Below are 4,975 nucleotides of genomic sequence, written 5' to 3'. Positions count from 1 at the left end.
TCGTGCCGTAATTTGTGAAATTAAGTCGGTTTCAGCGTGATAACAGTTGAAGTTTCTTGTAATCTTAAAGTTCCTTTTCTGGTAGATTTTAAGTGCAGCCTCATTATCTTGTGATACTTCGAGTTGGTAGGCTTTTACACCGTGTTTTCGAAGAAGGGGTAGAGCAAACTCAAAAGTCTGAGGAGTTAACCCTTGCCCTTTATAGTCTTTTCTTGTTCCTTTACCTACATAGTAAGCCGTAAGTACTCCATTATATCCCTCTATGCCATTTAGTATAAAAGATACTAGTTTTTCGTTATGATATGCGCCAAAAGAAAGCTCTGGTTGATAGCCTTTTCTTTGTAGCATACGACTAAACTTTTTGGTAGAAAAAGAGATACTGTAATCCTGAAATGCATCAATAAAACTGTCCTTAATTTCCTGTTCTGATACTTTATTTAAAGTATTAAAAGAATAGGTATTGATCATATTCTGAAAATGAATTACATTATTGTGATAACAAAGATAAAGTATTACAACAATATTACAAATATTAATGTTAATTAATTATGTATTAAAAGCGTATAAATAGGCGTTTTATTCAGTTTTTAGTCTAAACCAACTTTTCTGTATGCTGTTTTATATAATAGGATTTTATTTTCTCTTTATCTAAAATAAAAAAAGTTCTATTTTTAATTAAAACGGTTGGTATGGAAATTACATTTTTAAAAAATCTGAGAAGAAAAGCAAAGTATTGGTGGGTGGGGTTACTCATCGGAGTTCTTATTCTCTGTTTAGGGATATGGAGTTTATCTGTGCCAGTTACTACTTTGTTCTCTCTTAATATCTTGTTCATTGCTGGTTTTATAGCAAGTGGATTGGGAGATATATTCTACGCTTTTTCTGTGCGTAAAGACAGGCACGACTGGGGGTGGATTTTGGCATCAGGTATTATTAGTTTGATGTTGGGGCTTGTATTGGTGTCCCGTCCTCTCGAAAGTATTATTGTACTGTTATTGTATGTGGGTTTTTGGGCCACCTTTCAATCGGTTATGATGATTAGTTCATCCATAATGATGCAACGTTTTGGCTTTAAAGGTTGGGGGTGGATCCTGACATTTGGTATAATCGGTATTCTCTTTTCGTTTGTATTGATTACCAATCCCGCATTTGCATCCAGCTTTATCATTACACTTTTTGCTTTCTCGTTGGTTTTATACGGTATTGCTCGTATCTTTTATGCTTTTAAATTGAGAGGAATCTATAAAATAATTAAGAGCGAGAAGTTAGATATATAAGAGGACTGCTCGTACAATTAGCATTGGTTTGTATAAAAAGAAAAATTCCTATTTCATTTTAAAACCAAATAGATGAATGCCGTGTTATAAAGCTGTTAAAGTTTAATAGTATGATTAATTTAAAGCGTTGGTCTTTCTTAATATCCTTGATAGGATACATTACTACTTTGTTGTCTTGTAATACACTGGCTAAGTAAAGATTAAGAAAGATAAGTTGTTTTGTAAAAACGATTTTCAGCGACTTTCTTTTTTTCGGAAAAGAAGGTCGCTTACATTTTTTTTGTTAAAATGCCTGTTTCTATGAACAAACTAGTTTTCTATTTCATTACTTATATCGTTGTCATTGAAACAAAGCACTATGTCATACAAGAAAACAGATCCATTTTTACGCATCTTCGTTATTACGTTGATGGTATTGGTCTGTCTTCCTTGTTCGGCTAAGCGAGAGCTGAAATTGCTGTTGGATATTCCCGTAACGAGCTGGGAACACAAGTCCGACCAAAAGCAGATTGCTGCGTGTGATGTTTTTTCGAACGACTCCAATCCTACAATAACCGTGGCAAAGTATATCAGCCTACCTCCATTTTTGGCAGATCGGGTAGAAGATATATTGATACAACATGCCACTCAAACCTTCCAAAATGAAACGTATGATGCAGATCGGGGTACTCCTTCTATAATTCCCATCTATATCATTCATGAGCAATATCGGATTTAGACCTCTGTCGAATTTTATTTTATCGTAAGAATACACGGCTATTCTTACCCACTATCTATGTTTTAAAAATCAATATTTCGACAGATTATGAACAACAAACTACATTATACTTATGCGGGTATGTTTACTACCGCATTACGCTGGGTGGCGGGCTGGACATACTTTTCAGCTTTCTGGAGACGTGTCATTTTAGAAAATAAATTAGATCCTGATGCAGCTGGATACATCGGCGAGAAGTTCAATCACTTTTTACCCAATGCCCTAGGCATTAAGCCGATGATCGAGTTTTTGGTATCCAACCCCGAATGGCTTTGGTGGTTTATGCTTGCCTTTACCCTCATTGAAGGCGTAGTAGGACTACTTTTTATGCTAGGAATCCTTACTCGATTGATGAGTTTCGGTGTACTTAGTTTGGCATTTGGTATCCTTATTGGCTCAGGCTGGATAGGCACTACCTGCCTAGATGAATGGCAGATAGGGGTACTTGGGGTAGCCGCAGGGTTTACCATCTTGATGACGGGTGGAGGAAAATACTCTCTCGATTCTTATTTTATGAATAAGGAATTACCCTTTACCAAACATAAGTTGTATGCTATTTTGGGCTCGGGTGAACTTCCTATTCGTCAGACTATCCTCAATAAAACAGCACTTGTCGGTTCGATTTTAATTTTGGGCTTAACACTCTTTACCAATCAATATTTCCACGGAGGCGTGTATGGCACGTTGCACAATCTATCTGTCAAACCTCATGTTACAATTACTGAGGCACAGCTTAGTGGCGACGATTTGTCGTTTACCGTATTCCGTGATGAGGGAGCCGATGTTTATGGTTCGTTTTTAATAGGTATTCAACTCAAAGATAAGAGTGGCAATGTGGTATTTGAGCAAGACCAATCCGATTTGTCGAGCATGAACACCACGCAAATTGTCAATGATTTTGTGGCCAAAGTAAAACCAGGCAAACATAGCTTGGTCCTTCCACTTGGAGCTAGAGCGAAGCTTCACTTCACCCATACCGCTTTTAGTCAGCTTCAAGGCTCATACATCCTTGAACTGATAGATATCAGTGGGGCCACATGGAGTGTGGAAGTCAGTAAGTAATTAGAATTCTTTGCTTGATAGGCAGGGTTTGAGTTCTTCAAAGCTCGAATCCTGCCTTTTTTATGCCCTTTAATATGTTAAAATAGTGACAGGACATAAGAATAGAGCTAAAAAGAGGACTTGCTTATCACTTATTCTAGAATAAGTGCTTTGACACGACAAAAAGCCTAGGTTATCTTCTATTTAACATTTTGCTTTGCTCTCTAAATAAAAGAAGATCCAGATTGATGATTTAGTTTGTGATTTTCTAATGATAACTTTTATCCTATGAATTATATATTAGAAACCAATGCTTTTTACGATTGGCTCGAAACCAATCCTCTCTCTGCCAATGCCATCAACGTGTGGCACGCACTCATGTCTGTCTCCAATAAAACCTATTGGAAAGAAGATTTTACCGTGGCTATCTCGGTACTCGAACTCAAAACAGGTCTGTCTAAAAAAAGTATAGAACGTGGACGTACCGAACTGGCTAAGCGAAAGAGATTGACGTGGAAGAAACGGAGTGGAAACCAATCGGCAGAATATACGTTAATCAGTTTTGTAGAGGAGGAGAGCTTGGAAGACGCACAAGTTGACGCACAACCTGACGCACAAGTTGTCGTGCAAACTGTCTCACAACCTGTCGCTATTAATAAACTAAACCAAACCAAACAATCTATTTTTATCGACGACGAAGAGTTCTTTTTGGTAGATTCTCTACAAGCTACACTTACTGCCCTGCTAGAGGATAGGAGCTATCTGGAGTTGATGTGTATGAATTTTAAGATTAGAGATATCCCCATTCTCGAAAACCATCTCAAGCAATTCTTTGCCGAACTCTCCACGAGGGGAGAGGTGTATAAATCTGAAAAAGATGCGAAATCTCATTTTGCTAATTGGCTAAAAATTCAACTTAAAAAGAAAGGAACTCATTATGCCCAAAATCAGTCAACTCATACTCCGACCATCCGATTGGAAGACAACAGCAGTAGTACAGCCTGGAGAAACACCGCTAACGCCTCTTCAACTGGCCTTGAAGCAATCATTAACAGCATCTCAATTGGTGGATGAGTGGAGCGGCACATTGGCACAAATCAATGTGAAACAAGATATTATGGAGGTTGCTAGCAAGAGTAATATCCCCACTTTGGCAGATGTTACCCGTGCTTTCGACAATGGCACAGCCGTTACGGTGATAGCCAATCATCTGCATAGCTTGTGTAGTTTTGGCGATACCGCAGTGAAGCAAGACCAATTTCTGGATACGGCTTTGCTCATCGCTACAGAGTATTACTTCCTCAACTTGAGTGAGTTGTGTTTATTTTTTAGGAGATGCAAAATAGGGAAGTACGGACAAATAGTGTGGGGACAACGATTGAATATTCAGCAGGTTATGACGGCTCTCTATCAGTTTGTGAGAGAACGAGCAGAGGCGATAAATAAGAGAGAATCTCAAAATATAGCTCACCAACAAGCGATGATGCGTACCGAAGATGTACCCGTACTGATGGGTGGACTAGATGAATTGCATGAGATGCAAAAAGAAGCACGAAAACACTATTCCATCTTTCGTAAAATCTTTCCTCGCCTACCTCCCGATTTATCTCCACAAGAATATTGGGCAGCTTGGAAGAAAGATGAAAACCGAGTGGGCAGAATCCTCTCTGCTTTTTGTATGAAGGGGAAGGGTGAGTGAAAAGGTTTGCTTAAGTCATGACATCGCTCGATCGGTGTCATGATCCTCTCATGTCGGTGTCAGAATGTTTTTTGAGCTTGATATAGAATGAGTAGAGAGGAAAGATCGAGCTAAGTTTTCAGGAGGATATCAAGCAGAATCTATCTTTCTGCTCTTTCATTTTCTGGAATACGGATGCTTCCACAACCATCAACTAGAGTA

6 protein-coding genes are annotated in these 4,975 nt (G+C 38.4%); 5 read left to right on the top strand and 1 reads right to left on the bottom strand.

All coding sequences use genetic code 11. The annotated features are described in order from the left end of the window. A partial coding sequence (locus K8V80_RS10425; protein WP_276777757.1) for a GNAT family N-acetyltransferase occupies positions 1 to 468 on the bottom strand: 468 nt, incomplete at its 3' end. A 221-nt stretch (positions 469 to 689) separates the two neighbouring features. On the opposite strand from K8V80_RS10425, the gene K8V80_RS10420 reads away from it, so the two are divergent. From K8V80_RS10420 to K8V80_RS10400, 5 genes are all read left to right on the top strand, one after another. Continuing rightward, positions 690 to 1,277, top strand: coding sequence for an HdeD family acid-resistance protein (locus K8V80_RS10420; RefSeq protein WP_006744616.1), 588 nt, complete (start codon positions 690 to 692; stop codon positions 1,275 to 1,277). 358 nt (positions 1,278 to 1,635) lie between these two features. Next, positions 1,636 to 1,995 carry a hypothetical protein gene (locus K8V80_RS10415; RefSeq protein ID WP_276777755.1) on the top strand — a complete coding sequence of 120 codons (360 nt, stop codon included), beginning with the start codon at positions 1,636 to 1,638 and terminating at the stop codon, positions 1,993 to 1,995. Between the two features lie 87 nt (positions 1,996 to 2,082). Further along, a complete protein-coding gene (locus K8V80_RS10410; RefSeq protein WP_276777752.1) occupies positions 2,083 to 3,096 on the top strand; it encodes a TQO small subunit DoxD in 1,014 nt (337 codons plus the stop codon). 267 nt (positions 3,097 to 3,363) lie between these two features. Beyond that, complete coding sequence (locus tag K8V80_RS10405) at positions 3,364 to 4,149, top strand: hypothetical protein (RefSeq protein WP_276777749.1); 786 nt, start codon at positions 3,364 to 3,366, stop codon at positions 4,147 to 4,149. Then, positions 4,112 to 4,774 (top strand): DUF6633 family protein, encoded by a 663-nt coding sequence (locus K8V80_RS10400; RefSeq protein ID WP_276777747.1) that lies wholly within the window; start codon positions 4,112 to 4,114, stop codon positions 4,772 to 4,774. Before K8V80_RS10405 ends, K8V80_RS10400 begins: the two co-directional genes overlap by 38 nt. The last annotated feature ends 201 nt before the right edge of the window (positions 4,775 to 4,975 follow it).

The organism is Bacteroides coprosuis (assembly GCF_020741705.1).
GTDB classification, from domain to species: Bacteria; Bacteroidota; Bacteroidia; order Bacteroidales; family Bacteroidaceae; genus Bacteroides_E; species Bacteroides_E coprosuis.
Note: the sequence above shows the minus strand (reverse complement) of the source record. Positions and strands in the feature narration are given on the sequence as shown.

What these genes read in the sequence shown, in the direction of transcription:
- K8V80_RS10420 (WP_006744616.1), top strand. Translation starts at nt 690, where the DNA reads ATGGAAATTACATTTTTAAAAAATCTGAGAAGAAAAGCAAAGTATTGG.
- K8V80_RS10415 (WP_276777755.1), top strand. Translation starts at nt 1,636, where the DNA reads ATGTCATACAAGAAAACAGATCCATTTTTACGCATCTTCGTTATTACG.
- K8V80_RS10410 (WP_276777752.1), top strand. Translation starts at nt 2,083, where the DNA reads ATGAACAACAAACTACATTATACTTATGCGGGTATGTTTACTACCGCA.
- K8V80_RS10405 (WP_276777749.1), top strand. Translation starts at nt 3,364, where the DNA reads ATGAATTATATATTAGAAACCAATGCTTTTTACGATTGGCTCGAAACC.